Source organism: Bradyrhizobium sp. in8p8, from assembly GCF_000426845.1.
Lineage (GTDB): Bacteria > Pseudomonadota > Alphaproteobacteria > Rhizobiales > Xanthobacteraceae > Bradyrhizobium > Bradyrhizobium japonicum_C.
The window spans coordinates 1-21,269 of the sequence record NZ_AUGD01000018.1 but is presented as its reverse complement, the minus strand read 5'-3'; the positions used below and the strand labels follow the sequence as shown (position 1 = coordinate 21,269).

Genomic DNA, 21,269 nt, shown 5'->3' with positions numbered 1-21,269 from the left:
CTCTCACTCAGACAGCAGCAGGCAGAATTGGATTGAGGTCCTGCTTCTTCACTTTGCCCGTTGCGGTCAGGGGCAGGGCTTCGATGATGCGTATCTCGGGGACCTTGTAGACGGCCATGCGCTCGGCGCACCAGGCACGCAGATCCTCCGCAGAGACGCTGCCGACCGCCTCCGGCTTGAGCTGGATGAAGGCCACCGGCACCTGCCCCCTCTCGGGGTCCTCGCGCCCGACCACGCCCGAACCCAGCACCTTTGGATGTTGCCCCAGCAACGCCTCGATCTCCGGCGGAAACACGCTCATGCCTTTGACCTTCAGCATCTCCTTGCGGCGGCCGAGGAAGTGCAGGAAGCCATCCTTGTCGATGGCGCCGATGTCGCCGGTGCGAAGCCAGCCGTCGATCAGGGACTCCGCGGTCGCCTCCGGCTTGTTCCAGTAGCTCTTGAGCAGTGACGGCGTGCGCACGCGGATCTCGCCTTCGGCACCCAGCGGCAAGAGTGCGCCGGTTTCGAAATCGGTGATCTTGAACTCGGCACCGGGGACCGGCAGCCCGACGAAGATCGGCTGGTTGTTGAGATCGAAATCGTCGTCCTGAAAGCCAGCCGTGAAGGTGTTGGAGGTGTGGGTCTCCGTCATGCCCCAGGCCGCTTCCATCAGGATCGTGCCGGTGAGATCCTTCCAGCGCTTGCGATAGTCGGCGTTGAGCTTCTTGACGAAGGAGACCACGCGCACCTGCTGCAGCGACGACAGGTCGAACTCGTTCCAGCGCGGATGATCCATCAGCTCGACCGCACCGTCCACCGGCATCGCCGTGATTGTGACCTTGTATTTGTCGATCGCGGCCATCGCGCCGACGGCATCCCAGCGCGCGAGCAGGACCAGCGTCGCGCCCGAGAACAGCGGGAAGATCAGGCCAAAGTTCTCGCCCGCGATCCAGAACTCAGGAAAGAACGACAGGAAGACGCTGCTCTCGTCGGACAGCACCGAGATGCCGTAATTGGCGGCGGCCGTGTAGACCATGTCGCGATGGGTGTGGACGCAGCCCTTGGGCATGCCGGTCGTGCCGCCGGTGTAATTGAGCGCGGCGACGTCATCGAGGCCGGCAGGCGGCAGCGGCACAGGAATCGGCATCGCAGCAAGCGCCGGCAACAGATCGGTCGCGCCGGTGACTGCGGCGCGCGGCACACGGATCGAGTCTGGCGCCGGAATTGCCGGCTTTGCCGGTACGACATCGGCAAAACTCGTGACGATGATCTCGCGCAGCCGCACCTCGTCCCTGACCTGCTCGACAACCGGCATGAGCTGGTCCAGCGCGACGATCACCTCGGCCTGGGTGTCGTTCAACTCGTAGGACAGCTCGAACGCGCGCGACAACGGGCTGACGGGAACATGGACCGCGCCGAGCTTCAGGATGCCGAAGAACACAATGTGGAACTGCGGGCAGTTCGGCAGAAAGACGGCGACGCGGTCGCCTTTGCTTATGCCCTTGGCCTGCAACAGCGCGGCAAACCGGTCGCTCTGCCGGTCGAGGTCCGCGTATGTCGTGACGTGGCCATAGAAGATCACCGCGGGCCTCTCCGGACTTCGCTTCGCCCAGGCGCGCAGATATTCCGTCAGGGGAACTTCGCCGTGCAGATAGTTCGGCGAGCGCGGCGTCCCTTTCGGCCAAGCCTTGTTCCATAGCTCGTGCAAGGTGGCGAGGTAATCCTGTTCGTTGAGGCTTACGCTCACGACGTCCTCCCGTGCGGTTCTTCTCGTCGCGAGGGCACGCACTCACAATCACGCGACGTCGTTACACGTCGAGCACGGCAGACCTCATGTCAAGGAAAACAGTTTCCGCATCACGGCCGATGCCGCGCCGCGGAAATTGCTGGTCGCCCCGGTTCTTTGTTACACCGCGACGAGACGAATGATCCGCCGCACGGCTGACGGGACCGGCGCGATGACCGGCACGGTAAAGATCGCCTCAAGCTCGCGTGCCGCTTCACCCAGCGGGCCGCCGCCGACGATCACCGCTTCCGCTCCGTCCTGCGCAATGCAGGCCTCGACCGCGCCCGCAAGCGCAGTGCGCAAAAGCGATGGATCACGCATCAACTCATGCGGATCGCCTACGGTGAAGCGTGTACCGGTGTAGTGCGATCGCAATCCCAGCACATCCGGCAGTGCGTCGATCTTCGCTTTCAGCAGCGGCGTCGTGGTCGCCACGCCGAAGCGTCGGCCGTTCTCCGCGGCTTCCAGCATCGAGGACTCACCAATGCCGACGGCAGGCAATCTCATGGTCAGCTTGATCCTTGCGAGACCGGGATCGCCAAATGCCGCGACGATGATGCCGTCGCAATCGCCAGAGCGGGCACGCGCGATCTCCTCGACCTCAGGCGCCGCTGCCTCCAGCGCATCCGCCGAGACGATCATTGTGGGCGCACGCGCTGCCGTGACGCCGGCAATGTCGAAGCCATCCGCGGCTGCAGACTTGGCAATCGCCACCATCATCGTAGTGGTCGCCTCGAGGCTGTTCGGATTGATCAGGAGGATGCGGCGGCCCGCCATGCTATCCGCCCGCCCGCGCCCGCGCGCCAATCTCCTGGAAGATCGCGGTCAGCTCGTCGACCTCGTCCTCGCCTTTCTTCGGCCGGATCCGCTGCTCCATCTCCTCGATGTGATGATGCATGGCATGGATCGCACCAGCCTTGTTGCGGGCAAGGATCAATGCGCCGATGTCGGGGTGGGCGTCGGGCGAGCAATCCGGCTCGCCTGGCTGCTCGAAGGTCGCGATCGCCAGCGACGTCCGCAGCATCAGCTCGCGCGATATTTCCAGCAACACGCGGTTGCCGGCAAGCTTGGCCACCAGGATGTGGAACTCGGCCGTCAGCGACAGCGAGGCCCAGCGGTCATTGCGATCGTGACGCGCCTCGCGCTCCATATGCGCCTTCAGCTCCGCCTTGCCGGCCTTGTCCAGCCGGTCGACCGCGGCGCTCACAGCTGCGGTCTCGATGATCCGACGCGCGGCAAAGATGTCCTGCGCCTCCTCCCAACTCGGCCGGTACACGAAGGCGCCCCGGTTGGGGATCTGCATAACCGCCTTGCGCGAGGCGAGATGGGACAAGGCCTGGCGGATGTGAATCCGCGTGGTACCGAAAGCTGCGGCAAGCTTGTCCTCGCCGAGCTTGGCGCCTGGCTTGAGCCGCTTCTGGCTAATCGCGGTCAGGATGCCCTGGACCACCGGATCGTCGTCAATGTTGCGCGGATCGACGACCTCCGGCTCCCTGTGCTTCGGCTCGGAGCGTTTCGGCTTGCGCTTGAAGGGACGGGTTCGCTTCATGCATCGCTTTTACAGGATTCTGGAATGCTGCCGGAGCCCATTTTTTAGACAAACCCATGGCATTTATGTCTACAATATGTACAATAAATTGGCGCCAATATATGGCGCCTAAAATTGTCGTAATGCTCGCAGGACCTTAGCGGACGAGCCGCGCTGGCACGACGATTGCTATCTCTCGCGCAGGACAACGCGAAGGATGGAGCTGGCGTTGAGCGATGTACGCGGACTTTCGCTGGATCTGAAGGGCATCGGTCACGCGTTCGGCGCGACGGTTGCGCTCGACGAGATCGATCTCTCCGTTGCAGCCGGTGAGTTGATCGCCCTCCTCGGCCCGTCCGGCTGCGGCAAGACCACGATGCTCCAGATCATCGCGGGCTTCCTGCGTCCCTCCCGCGGCGAGGTGCGCTTCGACGGCGCGCGGGTCGAGCATGTTCCGGCCAATCGCCGCCGCATCGGCATGGTGTTTCAGAACTATGCGCTGTTTCCGCACCTGACTGTGTTCGAAAACGTCGCCTACGGCCTGCGGGCGCGCAAAACCGCGAAGAATGTTGTGGCCGCGAAAGTCGAACAGATGCTCGGCCTCGCCCAGATGGCGCCGTTTGCGCGAAGGCTGCCCGGAGAACTCTCCGGCGGGCAGCAGCAGCGCGTCGCGCTGGCGCGGGCGCTCGCGATCGATCCTGGCCTCGTCCTGCTCGACGAGCCGTTCTCGGCGCTCGACAAGAACCTGCGGCTCGACATGCAGATCGAGATCAAAAGCCTGCTGAAGACCTTTGGCGTCACCTCCATCATCGTCACGCATGATCAAGAGGAGGCACTGTCGATGGCCGACCGCATCGTCGTGCTGAACAAGGGACGCATCGAGCAGATCGACAGCCCGGACGCGCTTTACGACCGGCCGGCCAGCCTGTTCATCTCGAACTTTATCGGCCACACCAACCTCCTGCGCGGCACCGTCACCGACGCGGACCGCGTGCAGCTGGACGCCGGGCCTGAGCTCGATCTCGGCCGTTCGGCCCAGCGCAGGCGCGGCACGCCGGTGACGATCTCTGTCCGGCCTGAAAACATCTTGTTCGGCGCAGAACGGCCCGGCGCCATCCCCGTCACGATCCGCGCCACCCTGCCGCTCGGTGCCGTCAGCGTGACGGAGGGCGTCACCGCGAGCGGCGAAGCCGTGAAGGTCAGCCAGGCCCGCGCTGCCGGCAGCGCGAAGACGCAGGCCGGGGAGACGGCTTGGCTCACGATCTCCGACGTCTCGCGCGTCAGCATCTTCAGCACGCCGGTCGACGAGCTTTCCCTGCATCACCCAAGGAGTATTTGACATGAGCCTATCCCGGAGATCGCTGCTCACCTCAGGTTCGGCCGCGCTTGCCGCGGCTGGTCTCGGGTGGCCGACGTCATCACGCGCCGCTCCCTCGATCGTGGCAACGACCTATCCCGGCAGCTTCGACGAAGCCTTCCGCTCGGTGGTCGGGCCGGCCTTCAAGAAGTCCAGCGACGGCAGCGTCACCTTTACGCCCCTGCTCGGTGTCGACCAGATCGGCAAGATCCAGGCCTCGCGCAACACGCCACCCTTCGACGTCGTGCTGTTCGACGAGGGACCGCTGATCCCGGCGATCGCGAGCGGCGTGCTGGAGAAGTTTCCGGTCGATCACTCGAAGTCATATGCCGACATCCCAAGCGTATTCCGGCATCCCGACGGCTACGCCCCTGTCATCACCGTGCAATTGATCGGCATCGCCTACAATCCGAAGAAGATCACCAAGCCGCCGACCTCATGGGAGGATCTCTGGAAGCCGGAACACAAGGGGCGCGTCGGCATCACCGGGCTCGGCTCCAGCCTCGGCACCGCCTTCATGGTCGAGATCGCCAAGCTAAACGGCGGCTCCGAGACCAATATCGAACCGGCGTTCGAGGCCATCAAGAAGCTGCTGCCGAACGTCGGTGCGATCGCGGCCTCGCCCGGCGCGCTGGCTGCGCTGTTCCAGCAGGGCGAGATCGATATCGCCTTCAACTTCTGGAACAACGTGGCGCTGCTCGCCGCCAAGGGCGTCGACATCGCCTTCGCCAAGCCGAAATCCGGCGCCGTCGTGATCCGCACCAGCGCACAGATCGTCAGGAACAACCAGGATCCGAAGGCGGTGCTGGATTATCTCGACACCGTGATGTCGGCCGAAACGCAGAAAGGCCTGGAGGCGGCGCCATGGATGATGATGCCGACCAACAGCAAGGTGAAGCTGACCGGCGCCAATCTCACCGTCGCCAAGAGCCTCGACGACCTCGTTTCCAACAATGTGCTGCTTGACTGGACCAAGTTCCAGCCGCTGCGCGGCGAGTGGATCACCCGCTTCAACAAAGAAGTGAGGATCTAAGTGCCGCGGTCAAGCACGGTTGCATCACGACAAATGCTGCCGGCGGTCCCGCTGGCGGCGTTGTTCCTCGCCGCCTTCGTGCTGCCACTGATTGCCCTTGTCGCGATCAGCCTGTTCCGCACGTCACAGTTCGAAGAACTGTCGCTGGCGCAATACGTGCGCTTCTTCTCGGACCCGTTCAGCATCAAGGTGCTGACGGACACCATCTGGCTGGGGGCGGAGGTCGCACTGGTGACGCTGATCATCGCCTATCCGATCGCACTTGTTTACGTCGCGAGCGGTCAGCTCATGCGCACCTTGATCACGTTTCTGATCATGCTGCCGCTCCTGACCAGCACGGTGGTGCGCACCTTCGCCTGGATCGTGCTCCTTGGCCGCGACGGCATCATCAACACGGCGATGCTGTCGCTCGGGCTGTGGCAGGCCCCGGCTCGCCTGCTTTACACCTGGGAGGGCATGGTACTGGCGCTAATCCAGATCCAGCTTCCTCTGATGGCACTGCCTGTCATCAACAGCCTGCTGCGGCTCGACGGCAATCTGACGCGCGCGGCAGAAGGGCTGGGTGCAAGCCGCGCCCGCATCTTCGTCACCGTCATCCTGCCGCTGACGCTGCCGGGCGCCATTGCCGGCTGGCTGCTCGTCTTCGCAGCCGCTGCGACCGCCTTCATCACCCAGACACTGGTCGGCGGCGGCCGCATCATCCTGATGGCATCCCATATTTACCAACAGGCCGTCGGCGTGCAGGACTGGCCGTTCTCGGCAGCGCTTTCGCTGATCTTCACGCTGGCCGTGACCGGCATCGTCTTTGCCACCGGCGCCCTGTCGCGCCGCTACGTGCGAGGCGTCGATGCAGCGTAGCCTCATTGATCGCGTCTACTCGGGCATCATTGGTGCCATCACCGGCTTCGGGTTGCTGCTGCTGTTGGCACCGACGCTGGTCGTGCTGATCATTTCCTTCACCGGCGGCGTCACGCTGAAATTCCCGCCGCCGAGCTGGTCACTGCGCTGGTATGTCGATCTGCTGCAATCCCAGGAAATCGTGGAGCCCGCGTTAACGAGTCTCAAGGTCGCAACGGCGGCGACGATTCTCTCCGCAGTGCTGGGCGGCGCGGCGGCACTCGGACTGGCACGGAGCCGGTTGAAGATCGCGCGCGTCCTTGACGCTCTGTTCATGTCGCCGATGGTGCTGCCGGCGATGGCGTTCGGCCTGTCGCTGCTGCTGGTCTTTAACCTGCTCGGCATCCGCCTGTCGGCGGCAACGCTGGTGCTCGGCCACACGATCATCTGCGTGCCCTTCGTGATCCGGATGGTCGGCGCCTCGGTGCAGCAACTCGATCCGGTGCTGATCACTTGCTCGCTCAGTCTGGGTGCCGGCCGCTGGTACACCTTCCGGCGCGTCACGCTGCCGCTGATCCGCCGCGGCATCGTTGCGAGCTGCTTCGTCGCGTTCCTCACCTCCTTCGACAATGTTCCCGTATCGCTGTTCCTCGCCGACGCGCGCACCGAGGTCCTGCCGATCAAGCTCTGGGCAATCCTGGAAGGCAGCCTCGACGTGCGTGTCGCAGCCGTCTCCGGCGTGATCGTGCTGCTGACTTTGGCCGGCCTCGTCTGCGCTGAAATCTTCGGCGGCTTCAGTCGCCAGATCGGGAGCCGCTGATCATGCCGATCGAACGCGATCTTCGCGGATATGGAAGGACCCGGCCCGATATCGTTTGGCCCAACGGCGCCCGCGTCGCGGTGTCATTGGTGGTGAATTTCGAGGAGGGCGCCGAGCTCGCGATCGAGCAAGGCGATGCGGAGACGGAACACTATGGCGAGGTCGCCTCGACAGCGCCGCCGGGCGTACGGGATTTCGTGCAGGAGCAGGTGTTCGACTATGGCATGCGCGCGGGCCTGTGGCGATTCCTGGACGCCTTTAACGAGGCCAAAATCCGTTCCACCTTCATGATGTGCGGCCGCGCCGTCGAGCGCGTGCCGGACCTTGCGCGTGCCGTGGTCGAAGCCGGCCACGAACCGGCGGTGCATGGTTGGCGCTGGCTGCCGCATGCACTCTATGGCCGTCCCGAGACGGAACGTCGTGACATCGAAAGGACGCGCGACGCCATCGCCGGCGCGACGGGTCTCACCCCCGTCGGCTTCATGTCACGCGGGAGCCAGAGCGCGTGGACGCGCGATATCCTGATCGGGCTCGGCTTCGCCTACGATTCCAACGCACTCGATGACGATCTGCCCTATTGGAGCCCGTCGTCCCAGGGAGCGATGCTGGTCCTGCCCTATGGCTTCGATACAAACGACATGAAGTTCTTCCATCCGAACGGCTTTGTGCAGCCGGAGGACTTTTCGAACTACGTCAGCGCCGCACTCACGACGCTGGTCGAGGAGGCAGAGCGCGGCCGCTCCGCGATGCTGTCGGTCGGATTTCATCTGCGCATTTGCGGCCGGCCCGCGCGTTTCCGAGCGGTGAAGACCATTCTGGCCGAGCTGGCGCGGCTGGAGGGCCGGGTCTGGGTCGCAACACGCGCCGACATTGCGGCGCATTTTCGTAAAGTCACGCGCTAGGGCCGCCCGCACGACACGGGAGATGTTTGCCCCGCAATTCCGCGGGAGAGCTGCCTGCACGCACCTGGCGAGATACGAACTCTTCCAATCTAGAACATCTCGACAACGCCCCTCCGAGCGTTGACTTGAAGAGGTCTCTGGCAGAACGATCGGCGCGGATCATCCGCGCCAGCCATGGTGCGAGAGCAGCCAAAGGCCAGAGGCTCATGCATCATTCGACACATACCAGACCCGTCGATCTTCCGGCGCTGAGCGCAGCGGAGCGGCTCTTCATTTGGGGCTTCAGGGCGAAGGCCCGCAGCGGAGGCGCCGTTCCGACCGCCGCTGATATCAAGGAGGTGTATGATCACTTCCGCGTAGGCGACGCCGTGCCCTCGCTGGACTCCATCATCGAGATCTTCGCCTGTACGGCCCACACGGCCATCGAAGTGCACTGCCCGACCTGCCCGCGCATGTCGGACAGCGAGCGCGGAATTCTGCGCGCCATCGCCGCAGCACAGCAGGATCGCGTCGACATCGCCCGCGAACAATTCGAGCGCTGGCTGCCGCCGGTCGGCGCCGATTGGGCGCTCGCGCCGGTCGAGGGGCTTGCAACGATCTTCCGTAGGGCCGGTCTCATCCTTCCCGACCGGCATGTGCGGTCTGTCGGCCATGACCGGATCATGGCGATGAAGAGCTGGCTGGTCGGAACCCCCACGCTGCACTGACGAGGACGTTTCATCATGCAGGATGCACGCGATTGCGTGGCGGTCGCGGACGCCGGCCAGTCGCAGCTTTGTCCGCTCCGGGCCGCGCTTGCGGCGCCGCCATGCGTCGAAAGCTACGACGAGTTCTGCCGCGTCGCACTGTCGCTGTTCCGCTTCATCGGAGCGGCCTATGCGACCGGCGCCTCGGATTGCTGGGAAGCTGCTTATCGCTTTGCCGACGAGGCGCCCGGCATTGCCGACAGTCCGCTGCTGGTTGCGCGGGCGGCCCTTGTCAGGATCCTCCGCGGCGGCCGGCCATGCGAGCTGTGCTTCATGCCGCCGTCCTGCCGGCGCCTCTCCAAGGACGAGGCGGAGCTGATGCGCCTGCTGGCCGTCGCACGCCGCAAGCAACCGGGCGAGCTCGAATCCATGATTTGCCAATTCGTCGGCTCGGACAAGGAGGATGCGGCGACACGGGCGGTCAACGCGCTTGCGTTGTGCTGACGCCCAACTTTCTTGTGCCGCCGAGCACGAGAGTGAACATGTGCGCGGCGATCCGGCGCGACTGCGCTCGATGCCCGCCAAAAGAGCTGATCGGCCGGTCACGCCTCGGATGGAGACGAAACGTGGACCTCACACGGCTGCAGCGCAGGCTTCCATGATTTCATCGAGCTCCGCCTTGGAGAGCACCCCAAGCTCCGCGATGAAGACGATCCGCGTCCGCGGCACGCCGGGTGCCGATGCAACGCCCGGTGCGAGCGTGGCGCGGCCGGCGGCGAACTGAAGCACCATCGGACGTCCGGGCTGCTCGATGCTCTCGATCAGGCCTTTGGCGCGCGCGAGCTTCGGTGCCAGCCGGTTGATGGCCTGCTGCAAACGGGGCAGCGACACCGGCTTGTCCGAAGTCCAGCTCAGCGTTTCGAAGCGCTCCTCGGTCGGCCGGCGCGGACCCGGATCACGTGCCGGCGCGCGATCGAGGTTCGCGGGGAATAACAGTGCCGCGGGTATCTCGCCGCGGTTAGCATCCACCACCAGGGCAGGCAGGCGTAGTGCGCGAAGAGCGTCGCGAATTCGCACGCCTGCCCCCTCGTCCGCCAGATCCAGCTTGCTGAGCGCCACGATATCGGCGACGCGCAACTGCGACCGCTGGAGCGCGTCCTCGAAGGCCGCGGGCGGCGCCGTGGCATCCAGCACGCAGACCACCGTCTCCAGCGGCGCCTCGCGCAGAATCACCGGGTCCATCAGATTGCGCACGATGTCGGCGGGATCGGCGACGCCGCTGGTTTCGATGACGATGTACTCGGGCTTGGGATCGCGCCGCAGCAGCGCCGAGAGCGTGCGGAGCAGATCGCCCTCCAGCGAGCAGCAGATGCAGCCATTGGCGAGGCTGACGACGCCGTCGCTGGCGCCCGCGAGCAGTTCCGCATCGATGTTGATCGCGCCGAAATCATTGACCACGGCGGCGATCCGCCGCCCCTCGGCATGCGCCAGCAGATGGTTCACGACCGTGGTCTTGCCCGCCCCCAGAAAGCCCGTCACCAGGAGAATGGGGACCGGCATGGGTCAGCTCCCGATGACGGGACGGCGCACCGGTTTTCCAGGCCGCGCGTTCACATCCAGCACGCCGTCGCTGATCAGCGGCTGGCCGCTGACGACCAGATGCCGCACGCCCTCCGAGGGACGGTTCATCGCGGTGAAGGTCGCGCGGTCCGAGAGCTTCTCGTAGTCGAACACGACGATGTCGGCATCCGCGTTTTTCGCGAGCCGGCCCTTGGCGCGCATCGCCGGCGTGCTCTGCGACAGGATTTCCGCCGGGATCAGCGCGCATTTGCGCACGCCTTCCAGCAGCGACAGGGTCTTGCGCTCGCGCACCCATTCGCGGATGAACTTCGTGAAGCAGCCGGCCGAGCGCGGATGCGAGGTGGCGTCGTCGGGCAGCGGCCAGGCATCGCCGGTGTAGGTGGTGCCATCGGAGAGCGTCCAGGGCATCGCGTCGGAGGCAATCGCTCCGCCGGGATACAGCACCGACATGTCGAGCAGGTCGCGGTGATGCGCATTGTTCTCGGTGTCGAGGATGTGCCAGAGCACCAGCGAGGACGGCTCCTCGGCCTGCGCCTTGAGCAGCTCCTCGCGATCGTGGAAGCGATAGCCATCGGTGACGCGCTGCACGGAATCATAGCCGGTGCCGTTGCGCTCGACGAACTCGGGATCGCTGAAGAAGGCGGCCGCCAGCACGGTCGAGCCGGTGCCGTAGGGGTAGGCCTCGACGGTGATCGGCAGCCCCTGCGCCTGTGCTTTCGCGATCAGCACGCGGCAGCGTTCGACGTCGGTCTTGCTCGACGAATTGAAATGGCAGATGTGCATGTGGGCGCCGGTAGCGCCGGCATAGCCGATCAGGCGGATATAGGCTTCCACCGCGCTTTCGGGATCGATGCGCGACATGAAGGCCACGTGCGTGAAGGTCGGCACGTTCTGCGCGGCTGCGAGCTGGCACACCGCGGTCAGCTCCTGCACGCCGGCTCCCGGCGCGTAAGCGTTCAGAATGCCGATGCCGATGCCGCCTTCGTTCAGGCCGCGTGCGAGACGCTCCAGGATGCCTGAGACCTCCGCATCCGTTGCAACATTGTCGATCCAGCGGCGATCCCGCATGGCATTGCCGAACGCCTCCAGCGAACTCTCCGCGTTTGAGCCGGTCATCGCGCCGATGCGGGCAAAGGCCCAATTGGTGGCAGCGCCGTAGTTCAGCACGCGCCCCTTCCTGGCCTGGCTCTCATACCAGGACCCGACGGGCAGCACGCCGGCTTCGAGGTCGAGGGTGGTCGTAATGCCGTCGAACGCCTGCATGCGGTCGGCCGGAATCGACTGGCCATGCGCGTGCAGGTCGATGAAGCCCGGCGCGACCACGAGCCCGGTCGCATCGATCACCCGCTCGGCGCCGCCGAGGCCAGTGCCGACGGCGGCGATCCTGCCGTCCACCACCGCTACATCGCCGATGGCATCCATCCCGCTCGCGGGATCCACCACCCGGCCGCCAGAGATCACCAACCCGCTCATGTCGTCACTCCACCACGAAGGCCGTCGCATCTGCCGGCCTCATCCCGGCCCCCATCAAGACAGATTTTCACTGCAACGACCACCTCCGGCGACGCCAAGGCGGCATGCAGAGCGATGCATGCCCTTCGGATATGAGCAATGGATACACAGCGCCACGGCCGGGCTCGTCCCCGCCATCCGCTGAGTGCGAAGAACGTGGATGCCCGGGGCGAGCCCGGCCATGACGGCCGCATCAAAGCCCGTCGAACCATGCCTTCCACTTCGGCACAGCCGTCGCAAAAGTGCCGCGATGGGTGGTCGGACCGGTGGAGACGGCTTCGACCGCGGGATTGCCGTTGCCGATCGCCTGCTGATAGGTCATGGCGAGCCGGCCGAGGCCGACACTGATGGCCTCGTCGGTCTCGCCGTAATAATTGCGCACTGGGCTCTTGATGATCCAGCGATAGGCCTGTGTCTGCGCGACGAGCCGGCCGTAGGCCGAAGCTGCGAAGAACTGCGGATCGAAATAGTCGGGACGGAGCAGCTTGTGCAGGTCCGTCGGCACGGCGGCGGCGTCGTAGGGTTCACGCAAATAAGCCTTGCGTGCCACGTCGTAATAGGCATCCGCGATCAGCGAGCGGGCCAGCCCGGGCACGCCATAATAGTTTTCGAACGAGAACGCCGACAGGATGAACAGCGAGTTGACCCAGCTCGCATCGTTCTTGCGGGGAAAATTGAGAAAGCCGTTCAGCGCCACGAATACGTCGACCGGCGCGCTGGCGGTCGCCGCGGCGTCAACCTTGATGCCGGCTTGCTCGAGCTTCTCCAGCATCGCCATGGTGACGAATCCGCCCTGCGACCAGCCGGCGAGAAACAGCTTGGTCGTGGCGAGTTTGAGATGATCCAACACGGCGCGGCTGGCCACGAGCATGTCGTAGGTCGCCTGCTGGTGGCTTCCCTTCACCATGTAGCCTTCCGTCTCTGCCGACGTGCCCATCCCGAAATAGTCGGCTCCGATCACGACATATCCCTGCCCCGCGAACTGCGCGATCATCAGCTGGGTTTCGGGTGACTGGTCGGGAAATGAAGGCACCTGCTGCTTGCCGTAGACCGTGCCGTGCTCGTAGGACAACAGCGGAAACGACGTGGCCTGTCCTTCCGGGATCGCAATCAGTCCGGATGCGACCGTCGGCTTGTTGCCGCGCTCGGGCACCACCGACGAATAGGTCACGCGATAGAGCCGGACGGGATTGCGCGCCGGACTGTAGGTTACGGTGATACCGGCGAAGGCGGGCGTATCGGCTTGCAAAATCCTGTTCAGCCGATCGACATCCCAGCGCGCAATGAACTGATACTGTATCGCAGCAGACAATCTGACGGGCTCACCATCCTGTGCCGCCGCCGGCCAAATGGTGATGACGTGAAGCAGAACGAGAAGGAAGAAGCGCGGGAGCAATGCCATGCAGGGACCCATTGAGAGAGGATGGGCCGGTCCTAGACAATTTGCGTTGAGATTGTGTTTCGCAACGCCTTGTGCCGTTGGGAATCCGCCGGTTTCGCCGTACGCAGGCTATCGGCTTCGCCAAGAGGCTTCGCCGGATATGGGCGCCGTCCGCCCTCGCGATCCGAGCGCGCTCTCGCCTTGCACGCAACAAACCGCCGTCAATGCCGCCGCGTCCACCGCGACCAAGCCAGCGCTCGTGACGACGTACGACCGCCCCCTTGGCCGAATACGCTGGATCCGAATTAGGTAGAATGGAATAATGTTCGGGGGGAGAGTTGAGAGCGGATTCGTGTTTCGCCCGACACCGCCCGGTGGACGATCCGTGCGTCGCCGATGAAGGTGCGACGCGCTGAACCGTGTCGGGAACAGCCAGTTGACAGCCCTTTGAAAATAAAACTAGGGTGACTGCGACGGTTCTCCTTCGGGAGATCAATAGGGAATACGGTGCGGGATTTCCCCAACGCCGTGGCTGCCCCCGCAACTGTAAGCGGCGAGCCTTCGCCAAACGCCACTGAGCTCGCGAGCTTGGGAAGGCGGCGCAAGGTAGCGACCCGCGAGCCAGGAGACCTGCCGTCAGTCGTGGTCACACGCGAGCACATTGGGCGGGGTGTCCTGGTGAGTGTTGAGCTGCCTTGCTCTTGAGGCAGCGGCCAAGCTGCGTTCGCGGTGACGTGCCACGTTATCGCGAGTCCATTGATGACCTCCCGCACAATATTTGCGCCACGACATCGGCGGGCGTTGCTCTGTTTAGCGGCTTTCTCCTGCCTCATGGTTTCGACCGATGGCTGGGCACAATCCGCAGGCCCGGCCCAGACGCTCGATCCGGTCGTGGTGGCACCATCGGCGAAGCCACCGAATGTCAGGAGTACCCGACGCAGCGAGGCTGCGCGTCTCGCGCGCTCACGACAACAGCGAAACCTGGCTGCCGCCGAAACGCGTGCTCCGACAGCCAGCCCGGCGGGATCGGCATTCGCCGCACCGACGCTCAATCTCACCGGCGCGAGCACGGCCGGCAGCCGGCTGGGCCTGACGCGATTGCAGACGCCGGCCAGCGTGGAGGTGATTTCGGCCGAGACGCTTTCCGAACGCGGCCAGCAGAACGTTCTCGACGCGGTGACGCAGAACGCCACCGGCTTCACTGCGAGCCCGGCACCGGGCAATGGCGGCGTCTCCTTCAACACCCGCGGCTTCACGGGCCTTGGCTCCGTCATGACGCTCTATGACGGCACACAGCTCTATATCGGCGCGGGAACGGTGACCTTTCCGTTCGACACATGGTCGACCGAGCGCATCGAGGTGCTACGCGGCCCTGCGTCGGTGATGTACGGCGCAGGTGCGGTCGGCGGCGCCATCAACATCGTTTCGAAACTGCCCTTGTGGGTCCCTCGCAACGAGGCGGAGGTCTCGCTGGACAGCAACATGACGCGGCGGATTGCCGTGGACAGCGGCGGTCCCGTGAGCAAGAACGTCGCCTATCGGATCACCGCCATCGGCAACATGTCGGACGGCTGGGTCGATCGCGACAACACATCAAACGTTGCACTTCATGCCGCGGTCCAGGTCCGGCAGAACGAAGACGTCACCTGGACGCTGTCCACGGACTACGGTGATCGCCATCCATCGCGGTACTTCGGCACGCCGTTGATCAACGGCAAGCTCGAAGAAGCGCTTCGCTTCAAGAACTACAACGTCAGCGACAGCCACATCCGCTACCAGGATAGCTGGAACCAGGTGAAGACCGACTGGCAAGCCGCCGACGGCATCTCGATCCAGAACACTCTCTACTACTTGAACTCCAAGCGGCACTGGAAGGACGTCGAAAGCTACGCCTACAACCCTGCCACCGGCCTGATCGACCGAGCCAGCTATATCGAGATCTTTCACGATCAGCAGCAGGTCGGCAATCGCATGGATACGAAATTCCGCGGGCATGTGCTTGGCATGGCCAACGAATTCCTGGCGGGCTTCGACGTCAACAGCATCAATTTCACGCACACCAACAACTCTCCTTATGGCGGCGCTTCGTCCGTCAACCCCTACGTCTTTAGCCCAGGCTCGTTCAGCAGTCCGAACGCCACGATTCCCGGTTACGGCAGCGTGACGAACCAATATGCGCTGTTTGCCGAAAACAGGCTGTCGGTGACCGAGCAGTTCTCCTTGATTGCCGGCGTCCGCCAGGATCAACCGACCATCACGCGCACCGACTATGTCGTGCCCGCAAACAGCTTCGAGAAGTCGTTCTCCTCGACGACATGGCGCGCCGGTGCGGTCTACACTCCGGTGAAGGACCTCGCTTTCTATGGGCAGTATGCCACGGCCGTCGATCCGGTCGGAGGGATCATCTCGCTGTCCTCGGCCAACAAGAATTTCGATCTGGCCACCGGCAGACAGATCGAGATCGGCGTCAAGCAATCGTTCTGGGGAGGCCGCGGCGAATGGACCCTGGCCGGCTACGAGATCGTCAAGAACAACCTGCTGGCGCGCGATCCGAACATTCCTTCCCTGACCGTTCAGGTCGGTCGGCAATCATCGCGCGGCGTCGAAGCATCGGTCGGTTTCCTGCTCGACTACGGCTGGCGAATCGATGCCAACACCGCTTTCCTGCGCGCGAAGTATGACGACTTCGTGCAGTCGGTTGGCGGCGTAGCCGTGAACTATGCCGGCAACGTGCCGGTCAACATACCGCAGAACGTATCCAATATCTGGGCGACGTGGGCCTTTGCACCCAACTGGTCGGCCAACGCGGGCGTGCAGATCGTCGGAAAGACCTATGCGGACAATGCCAACACGGTGACGCGCCCGGCCTACAACATCGTCAATGCCGGTGTGCAGTGGAAGCCCGATCTCCACACCACCGTGTCGTTCCGCATCTACAATCTCTTCGACGAGGTGTACACGACCTCGGGCGGCACGACCCAGTGGCTGCTCAGCATGCCCCGCACGGCGCAACTGGGTGTCAACGTGAAGTTTTGAGCGTGGCACGGCCCCTGAAACGCACGCTCCGGCGGTGGCTGTATATCGTCCACCGGTGGATCGGCATCACCACCTGCCTGTTTTTCGCCATGTGGTTCATTTCCGGCGTGGTGATGATGTATGTCGCCTTTCCCGGCCTTTCCGACAAGGAAAGGCTGGCAGCGCTTCCCGACATTCAATGGGAGAAGCTGGCGCTGTCGCCGGACGACGTGATGAAGACGGCAGGCGCCACCCGCTATCCGCGCGATCTCCGCCTTTCCATGCTGGCCGACGAGCCGGTGTATCGGATCACCGGCTGGGATGGCAGGCGGCAGACGATCTCCGCAGCCGACGGCCGCGTCATCGCGGGCGTTTCCGAACAGCAGGCGCTCGCGGTCGCGCAACATCATCCCGCGAGCAGATCACCGCAACTCGAAGCCATCATCGATCGCGATCAATGGAGCGTAACGGCCCGGTACGATCCGCTGCGACCGCTTTACCTCATCGGGCTCGGCGATAATGCCGGCACCAGGCTCTATGTCTCCTCGCGCTCCGGCGAGATCGCGCTCGACACCAATCAAACCGAACGCGTCTGGAACTGGCTCGGCTCGATCCCGCACTGGATCTACCCGACCGTGCTGCGCAAGGACGGGCCGTTGTGGCGGCTCGTCGTGCTTTGGATCTCCGGTATCTGCCTGATCGTCGGCGCCAGCGGCATCTGGATCGGCATCCTTCGCGTGCGGCTGAAGCGGCGCTATGCGAGCGGCAGGATCACGCCGTATCGTGGCTGGATGGCGTGGCACCACGTCACCGGCCTGATCGCGGGCATCTTCGTGCTGACGTGGACGTTCTCCGGTTGGCTTTCGCTCAATCCCGGCGAATACTTCGCAAGCCGCAGCACGACGCGCGAGGTGCTGCAGCGCTACGCCGGCCATGAGGCGCCTACGATTGCGACGAAGCTGCCAGCGCCGCAATCCGGCGCGGTCGAAGCGCGCTTTATCTGGCTTGATGGCAGCCCGATGATTGTCGTCGCATCGCGTGATGGCACGCAGAGGCCGCTGGATGTGACGTCGGGCCGGACTACGGCAATCCCGCAACATCGCCTTTGGACTGCCGCAGAGAAGCTGCTGCCGCAAGCCCGCGTGGCGGAACGGATGGTCCTCGAAGAATACGACTCCTACTGGTATGCGCATCATCACGACCGCGAGTTGCCGGTGCTGCGCGCTGTGTTCGATGATGACGCGAAGACATGGTTTCACATCAGCCCTGTCACCGGCGACATCCTTGGCCACGTAGACGGCAGCCGACGCACCTATCGATGGCTGTTCAACGCGCTGCACAGTTTCGATTTCTGCCTGCTGCTGATGCATCGCCCGGCCTGGGACATCGTGGTGTGGCTGCTGTCGATCCTTGGCGTCATCGTCTCGGTGAGCGGCGTCGTCGTCGGCTGGCGCTATCTGCGCCGTTGAAGCAAACCCACTTCGAACGAGTATGAGAGCGACGCGGGCCGATTAACCGTTCGCCGCAGTTCAGGAGGCGAACGCCGGCGCCGTGATCATGCAAACCGACCGCAAAGCAACTCCGCCGTCTTCTCGCCCCCATTGTCATTCAGGGAGCTAGGCGGGGCGGCGTTATGGTGGGCAAAGTTCCCGAGGGTTCCGTTTGATCGTCCGACATTTTCTGCAACGCGACTCCAATCATCCTGTTTCGCGCCGCGCGTTCCTCGGCGGATTTCTGTCGGCCGGAAGTGCCCTCGCGCTCGGCGGATGTGCCGGCTTGGGGGCGACCGGTGCGCGCTTCGACGCCTCATCGCTCTCCGTTGAGCCCACATTGCTCGTCACGACCACGCGCAAGCCCGTCAACGGCGGTCGCACGAAACCCTGGTTCGGTCCGGAGCGCGCGACCAGCATGACTGTCGCGCAGGTGAAGCTGTCGGCGCCGGACGAGAGCCGCCTTTCTCTCGCCTCGGTCGGACTTGGCACCTGGCGTCTCGATCGGGTCGAACCGGTGCCGGCGGACGTGGGCGATCTCGCCGCGCAGGCGGGCGGAGGGGACGTGCTGATCTATGTGCACGGCTTCAAGCAGACATTCGAGACTGCGGTGCTGGATGCCGCCCAGCTCTCCGACGGGATCAGGTTCCGCGGTCGGACCATGGCGTTTTCCTGGCCTTCAAGGGCAGGATTGTTCGACTACGCTTATGACCGCGACAGCGCGATGTGGTCCCGCGATGCTTTCGAACGCGTGCTCTCGTCGCTCGTGTCGTCGCCAGGCGGCGGCCGCGTGCACATCGTTGCTCACAGCATGGGAACCATGCTGACGCTGGAGAGCCTGCGTCAGCTTTATGGGCGATACGGCGATACGGTCACGAGCAAGATCGGCGCCGTTGTGTTTGCCGCGCCGGACATCGACATGGACGTGTTCTCGTCTGCGGTTCAGCGCATTGGGCCGCTGGCCGGCAAGATCACCGTGATCGCCTCGACGAACGATCGCGCCCTGGCATTGTCGGGGCAGCTCGCAGGCGGAATGACGCGGGTCGGCGCGGCCGAGAAAGCCGTGATCGCGCGGCTCGGCGTGCGCGTGGTCGATGCCTCCCAGGAAGGCTGGGGCATCATCAACCACGATCTGTTCCTGTCTAACTCGGAGGTACAGAAGGTGATCCGCCGCTCGATCGACGGCACGATGGCGTGAGAGAGCGCCCGGCGCGGCGTCCGTCTAGGCGATCAAGCGTTGCACCAAGGCGGACTCACTCGAGTAGGTCAGGAGCGCCTCGTGAGTTGCCCGTGTCACTCCAGCATACGTCAGCCGGACACATTCCTCGATCGTCTTGCCGTGGCGGCCGAGCAAGCCCAAGCCGGCGATGGCGACGCAGGGAAACTCCAGCCCTTTCGGATTGTGCATGCTCAAGAATCGCACCGCCACCCGCCTAATCGAAACCCTGTTGCGATTGTCCTTGGCCATATCGATCGGCACGTCATGCCTGGCGAGGATCTGCGCGACCCGCCCGCCGATCCAGTGCTCAGGGTAGAGACACGCGGAGCATGATGAAGTCGGGATGCCGGTCGAGCGGACCAACAGGAAGGTTGTGCCAGACGACAACCTCTTCGAGAAAATCCTTGAGCCGCTCCGCGAGTCGTAACTCTCCGCGGCTGTCGAAGCGCGCGAAGCCCAGACTTGGGATGAGGATTGCCATGTGACGACCGCAAGCGCGCAGTGGACCGCCGAATGAGCTACGTGTGTAGCAGGGCGGCCTCTCCAGGCCCACATGGTTGCCCAGAGGGTGCAGCTTTTCAATGGCTTAGGATTGAATGGCGCTCCCTAGGGGAGACGAAGGGCAATTCAGAAAATCACTGAAAAACAAGCGCAAATCAGCTTGGCTGCGTGTGCATTGCTACCACCATCTACTACCACCTGCAACGCAGTGCCTCTCCCGCAGCAATGGACACGCGCGCGCCACGGGGAAATGGGGCAGTGGACCGGGTTGATTCGGGCACCCACTGGCGCGGGATGTGGGATGACCTTGCTAGAAACCAGATCAAATTGGGCCAAGGTGTCGCCAGACGGTACTTTTCGCCATGGATCGGCGCTCTATCTCGCCTGCCGTACTTGCATCCTTGCCCCAAGCCTACTCAAATTGCATGATCACCATTTTGGTCACGCTTATGCTCTCCGAATAACGATCCCGCAGCCAATTCCACCATGCGAGGATAGTACTCCAGCTTCTTTATAGCCCGCATGTGTAGCACGAGATGCTTCACTTCATCTAGGAGAGCCAACTGGTCTCCCTCACCCGATTGATCATTGTCGGACTGCTTTTTCGAAATTAGCGACCTGACAAGCAAGAACGCAAAAAACGCCCCTGCACAAGCCTCTGGCGCTTTGCGCAGCTGGGTGAGTAAGCGCTTCCATACTGGCAGTGGCGCTGATTCTCCCGCGAATAAGGGGTTGAAATCGACCTTGGCGAGGGAGCCGTTCGTAAATCCATAGCGCCCGACAGCTGCTAACGCGTTTACTGCCTGCTCCTCACTAAACCCTTCCGGGCGCAAGTATCCGTCATTAGCAAGCAACACGAGGCTCGTCAGACCATCTACTCCGAAATACATGCCTTCCAGAGAGACGTTGAAGTATGTCGCTATTCCGTGCCGCCTTATCAGCTCCTCTGAAATTACACCGTACCAAGACCAAGCCACGGTTGCGAAAAAACTATTCGTCGGCGCGCCATCTACGACCATCTTTCTTAGCGCACTCTGCGCCTCAGCGCGGAGGTCTTCTGGGAGCAACGATGAGGGCCCTCTCCGCCCATACGAGTAGTCCGACATCGCGCGAAAAAGGTTCTCGGCAGCCGGTTGCTCGACCTTCCGAAAGGTCTTCACTATCAACTCCAAGAGCAATTTCCGTACAAACGAACGGCGTTCAGCTGAGCACTGAGCACAGTATTGCATCGCCCTCATATACTGCTCGTCGCTTCCATTCGTTGTGGCCTCGGCGAAGACGATTTCTACAAGAGCCTTAACCTGCGCTTCCGAAGCGACGAGGTACTCAAGTGACCGGGCGGCAAAAAGGCTCAGCGCCTTCTGCTCATCAATCGGCCGTGTTTCGCGTAACAATGCGATTAACGCATCAGTGGCCTGGTTCTGCCGTCGCAAGCTGCGATGTGTTTTAATTTGCAGACTCAGATGCGCGACAACATCCCATTCTCGCTGCAATACATGTGGAATGATTTCGTTCAGCACATCAGCTGTCATTCGGCTTGCAATATTGGCTCTGACTCATATGTGGAACGGCCCGGGCTGCAAGGTCTTTCTCTGGTTGAACAAGGGATGACGGTGCGGTCATATGTTCGGCCTGTGAA

Annotated in this window: 19 protein-coding genes and 1 riboswitch; of the genes, 10 read left to right on the top strand and 9 right to left on the bottom strand. The window is 63.4% G+C overall.

What is annotated here, in order from left to right:
- Nucleotides 1-7: 7 nt before the first annotated feature.
- The 3 genes from K408_RS0130655 to K408_RS0130645 form a co-directional block, all read right to left on the bottom strand.
- Nucleotides 8-1,729 carry an AMP-binding protein gene (locus K408_RS0130655; protein ID WP_024342196.1) on the bottom strand — a complete coding sequence of 574 codons (1,722 nt, stop codon included), beginning with the start codon at nucleotides 1,727-1,729 and terminating at the stop codon, nucleotides 8-10.
- 159 nt (nucleotides 1,730-1,888) lie between these two features.
- Complete coding sequence (locus tag K408_RS0130650) at nucleotides 1,889-2,545, bottom strand: aspartate/glutamate racemase family protein (RefSeq protein WP_024342195.1); 657 nt, start codon at nucleotides 2,543-2,545, stop codon at nucleotides 1,889-1,891.
- A gap of 1 nt (nucleotide 2,546) precedes the next feature.
- Nucleotides 2,547-3,317, bottom strand: a complete 771-nt coding sequence (locus K408_RS0130645; RefSeq protein ID WP_024342194.1) for a GntR family transcriptional regulator — start codon at nucleotides 3,315-3,317, stop codon at nucleotides 2,547-2,549.
- A 196-nt stretch (nucleotides 3,318-3,513) separates the two neighbouring features.
- Here K408_RS0130645 and K408_RS0130640 point away from each other — a divergent pair, with 196 nt between their 5' ends.
- The 7 genes from K408_RS0130640 (at nucleotide 3,514) to K408_RS0130610 (ending at nucleotide 9,435) form a co-directional block, all read left to right on the top strand.
- On the top strand, nucleotides 3,514-4,635 hold the full coding sequence (locus K408_RS0130640) for an ABC transporter ATP-binding protein (protein WP_024342193.1): 1,122 nt from the start codon (nucleotides 3,514-3,516) through the stop codon (nucleotides 4,633-4,635).
- A 1-nt stretch (nucleotide 4,636) separates the two neighbouring features.
- Nucleotides 4,637-5,686: an extracellular solute-binding protein gene (locus tag K408_RS0130635; protein ID WP_024342192.1), complete on the top strand. Its 1,050-nt coding sequence runs from the start codon at nucleotides 4,637-4,639 to the stop codon at nucleotides 5,684-5,686.
- Nucleotides 5,687-5,719: 33 nt separating this feature from the next.
- Nucleotides 5,720-6,544 carry an ABC transporter permease gene (locus tag K408_RS0130630; RefSeq protein ID WP_024342191.1) on the top strand — a complete coding sequence of 275 codons (825 nt, stop codon included), beginning with the start codon at nucleotides 5,720-5,722 and terminating at the stop codon, nucleotides 6,542-6,544.
- Nucleotides 6,534-7,343 carry an ABC transporter permease gene (locus tag K408_RS0130625; RefSeq protein WP_024342190.1) on the top strand — a complete coding sequence of 270 codons (810 nt, stop codon included), beginning with the start codon at nucleotides 6,534-6,536 and terminating at the stop codon, nucleotides 7,341-7,343. The genes K408_RS0130630 and K408_RS0130625 overlap by 11 nt, the downstream gene beginning before the upstream one ends.
- Nucleotides 7,344-7,345: 2 nt before the next feature.
- Nucleotides 7,346-8,245: a polysaccharide deacetylase family protein gene (locus K408_RS0130620; RefSeq protein ID WP_024342189.1), complete on the top strand. Its 900-nt coding sequence runs from the start codon at nucleotides 7,346-7,348 to the stop codon at nucleotides 8,243-8,245.
- Between the two features lie 206 nt (nucleotides 8,246-8,451).
- Nucleotides 8,452-8,952, top strand: coding sequence for a hypothetical protein (locus K408_RS0130615; protein WP_024342188.1), 501 nt, complete (start codon nucleotides 8,452-8,454; stop codon nucleotides 8,950-8,952).
- A 15-nt stretch (nucleotides 8,953-8,967) separates the two neighbouring features.
- The gene (locus K408_RS0130610) at nucleotides 8,968-9,435 is read left to right on the top strand and encodes a hypothetical protein (protein ID WP_155248704.1); all 468 of its coding nucleotides are present in this window, start codon (nucleotides 8,968-8,970) and stop codon (nucleotides 9,433-9,435) included.
- Between the two features lie 129 nt (nucleotides 9,436-9,564).
- Here the strand turns inward: K408_RS0130610 and K408_RS0130605 are convergent, their stop codons facing one another.
- From K408_RS0130605 to K408_RS0130595, 3 genes are all read right to left on the bottom strand, one after another.
- A complete protein-coding gene (locus K408_RS0130605) occupies nucleotides 9,565-10,491 on the bottom strand; it encodes a CobW family GTP-binding protein (protein ID WP_024342186.1) in 927 nt (308 codons plus the stop codon).
- Between the two features lie 3 nt (nucleotides 10,492-10,494).
- A complete protein-coding gene (locus K408_RS0130600) occupies nucleotides 10,495-11,985 on the bottom strand; it encodes an amidohydrolase family protein (RefSeq protein WP_024342185.1) in 1,491 nt (496 codons plus the stop codon).
- A gap of 232 nt (nucleotides 11,986-12,217) precedes the next feature.
- Entirely contained in the window at nucleotides 12,218-13,426 is a 1,209-nt protein-coding gene (locus tag K408_RS0130595) for an alpha/beta hydrolase family protein (RefSeq protein WP_024342184.1), read from the bottom strand.
- A gap of 436 nt (nucleotides 13,427-13,862) precedes the next feature.
- A riboswitch (cobalamin riboswitch) is annotated at nucleotides 13,863-14,057 on the top strand.
- 179 nt (nucleotides 14,058-14,236) lie between these two features.
- On the opposite strand from K408_RS0130595, the gene K408_RS0130590 reads away from it, so the two are divergent.
- From K408_RS0130590 to K408_RS0130580, 3 genes are all read left to right on the top strand, one after another.
- Nucleotides 14,237-16,441, top strand: a complete 2,205-nt coding sequence (locus K408_RS0130590; protein ID WP_230646676.1) for a TonB-dependent receptor — start codon at nucleotides 14,237-14,239, stop codon at nucleotides 16,439-16,441.
- A 2-nt stretch (nucleotides 16,442-16,443) separates the two neighbouring features.
- A complete protein-coding gene (locus tag K408_RS0130585; protein ID WP_024342182.1) occupies nucleotides 16,444-17,889 on the top strand; it encodes a PepSY domain-containing protein in 1,446 nt (481 codons plus the stop codon).
- A 193-nt stretch (nucleotides 17,890-18,082) separates the two neighbouring features.
- Complete coding sequence (locus K408_RS0130580; protein ID WP_024342181.1) at nucleotides 18,083-19,108, top strand: alpha/beta hydrolase; 1,026 nt, start codon at nucleotides 18,083-18,085, stop codon at nucleotides 19,106-19,108.
- A gap of 24 nt (nucleotides 19,109-19,132) precedes the next feature.
- On the opposite strand, the gene K408_RS42960 is transcribed toward K408_RS0130580, so the two are convergent.
- From K408_RS42960 to K408_RS0130565, 3 genes are all read right to left on the bottom strand, one after another.
- Nucleotides 19,133-19,378 (bottom strand): ATP-binding domain-containing protein, encoded by a 246-nt coding sequence (locus K408_RS42960; protein ID WP_024342180.1) that lies wholly within the window; start codon nucleotides 19,376-19,378, stop codon nucleotides 19,133-19,135.
- Nucleotides 19,379-19,436: 58 nt separating this feature from the next.
- The gene (locus K408_RS42955; protein WP_162250064.1) at nucleotides 19,437-19,610 is read right to left on the bottom strand and encodes an NERD domain-containing protein; all 174 of its coding nucleotides are present in this window, start codon (nucleotides 19,608-19,610) and stop codon (nucleotides 19,437-19,439) included.
- Nucleotides 19,611-20,046: 436 nt separating this feature from the next.
- Entirely contained in the window at nucleotides 20,047-21,162 is a 1,116-nt protein-coding gene (locus tag K408_RS0130565; RefSeq protein ID WP_024342179.1) for a hypothetical protein, read from the bottom strand.
- Between the last annotated feature and the right edge of the window lie 107 nt (nucleotides 21,163-21,269).

Excerpts from the sequence above, each read along its gene's own strand:
- K408_RS42955 (WP_162250064.1), bottom strand. The coding sequence starts at position 19,610 with ATGGCAATCCTCATCCCAAGTCTGGGCTTCGCGCGCTTCGACAGCCGC.
- K408_RS0130640 (WP_024342193.1), top strand. The coding sequence starts at position 3,514 with ATGGAGCTGGCGTTGAGCGATGTACGCGGACTTTCGCTGGATCTGAAG.
- K408_RS0130645 (WP_024342194.1), bottom strand. The coding sequence starts at position 3,317 with ATGAAGCGAACCCGTCCCTTCAAGCGCAAGCCGAAACGCTCCGAGCCG.
- K408_RS0130590 (WP_230646676.1), top strand. The coding sequence starts at position 14,237 with ATGGTTTCGACCGATGGCTGGGCACAATCCGCAGGCCCGGCCCAGACG.
- K408_RS0130605 (WP_024342186.1), bottom strand. The coding sequence starts at position 10,491 with ATGCCGGTCCCCATTCTCCTGGTGACGGGCTTTCTGGGGGCGGGCAAG.
- K408_RS0130595 (WP_024342184.1), bottom strand. The coding sequence starts at position 13,426 with ATGGCATTGCTCCCGCGCTTCTTCCTTCTCGTTCTGCTTCACGTCATC.
- K408_RS0130620 (WP_024342189.1), top strand. The coding sequence starts at position 7,346 with ATGCCGATCGAACGCGATCTTCGCGGATATGGAAGGACCCGGCCCGAT.
- K408_RS0130610 (WP_155248704.1), top strand. The coding sequence starts at position 8,968 with ATGCAGGATGCACGCGATTGCGTGGCGGTCGCGGACGCCGGCCAGTCG.
- K408_RS0130630 (WP_024342191.1), top strand. The coding sequence starts at position 5,720 with ATGCTGCCGGCGGTCCCGCTGGCGGCGTTGTTCCTCGCCGCCTTCGTG.
- K408_RS0130635 (WP_024342192.1), top strand. The coding sequence starts at position 4,637 with ATGAGCCTATCCCGGAGATCGCTGCTCACCTCAGGTTCGGCCGCGCTT.
- K408_RS0130650 (WP_024342195.1), bottom strand. The coding sequence starts at position 2,545 with ATGGCGGGCCGCCGCATCCTCCTGATCAATCCGAACAGCCTCGAGGCG.
- K408_RS0130615 (WP_024342188.1), top strand. The coding sequence starts at position 8,452 with ATGCATCATTCGACACATACCAGACCCGTCGATCTTCCGGCGCTGAGC.
- K408_RS0130600 (WP_024342185.1), bottom strand. The coding sequence starts at position 11,985 with ATGAGCGGGTTGGTGATCTCTGGCGGCCGGGTGGTGGATCCCGCGAGC.
- K408_RS0130565 (WP_024342179.1), bottom strand. The coding sequence starts at position 21,162 with ATGACAGCTGATGTGCTGAACGAAATCATTCCACATGTATTGCAGCGA.
- K408_RS42960 (WP_024342180.1), bottom strand. The coding sequence starts at position 19,378 with ATGGCCAAGGACAATCGCAACAGGGTTTCGATTAGGCGGGTGGCGGTG.
- K408_RS0130625 (WP_024342190.1), top strand. The coding sequence starts at position 6,534 with ATGCAGCGTAGCCTCATTGATCGCGTCTACTCGGGCATCATTGGTGCC.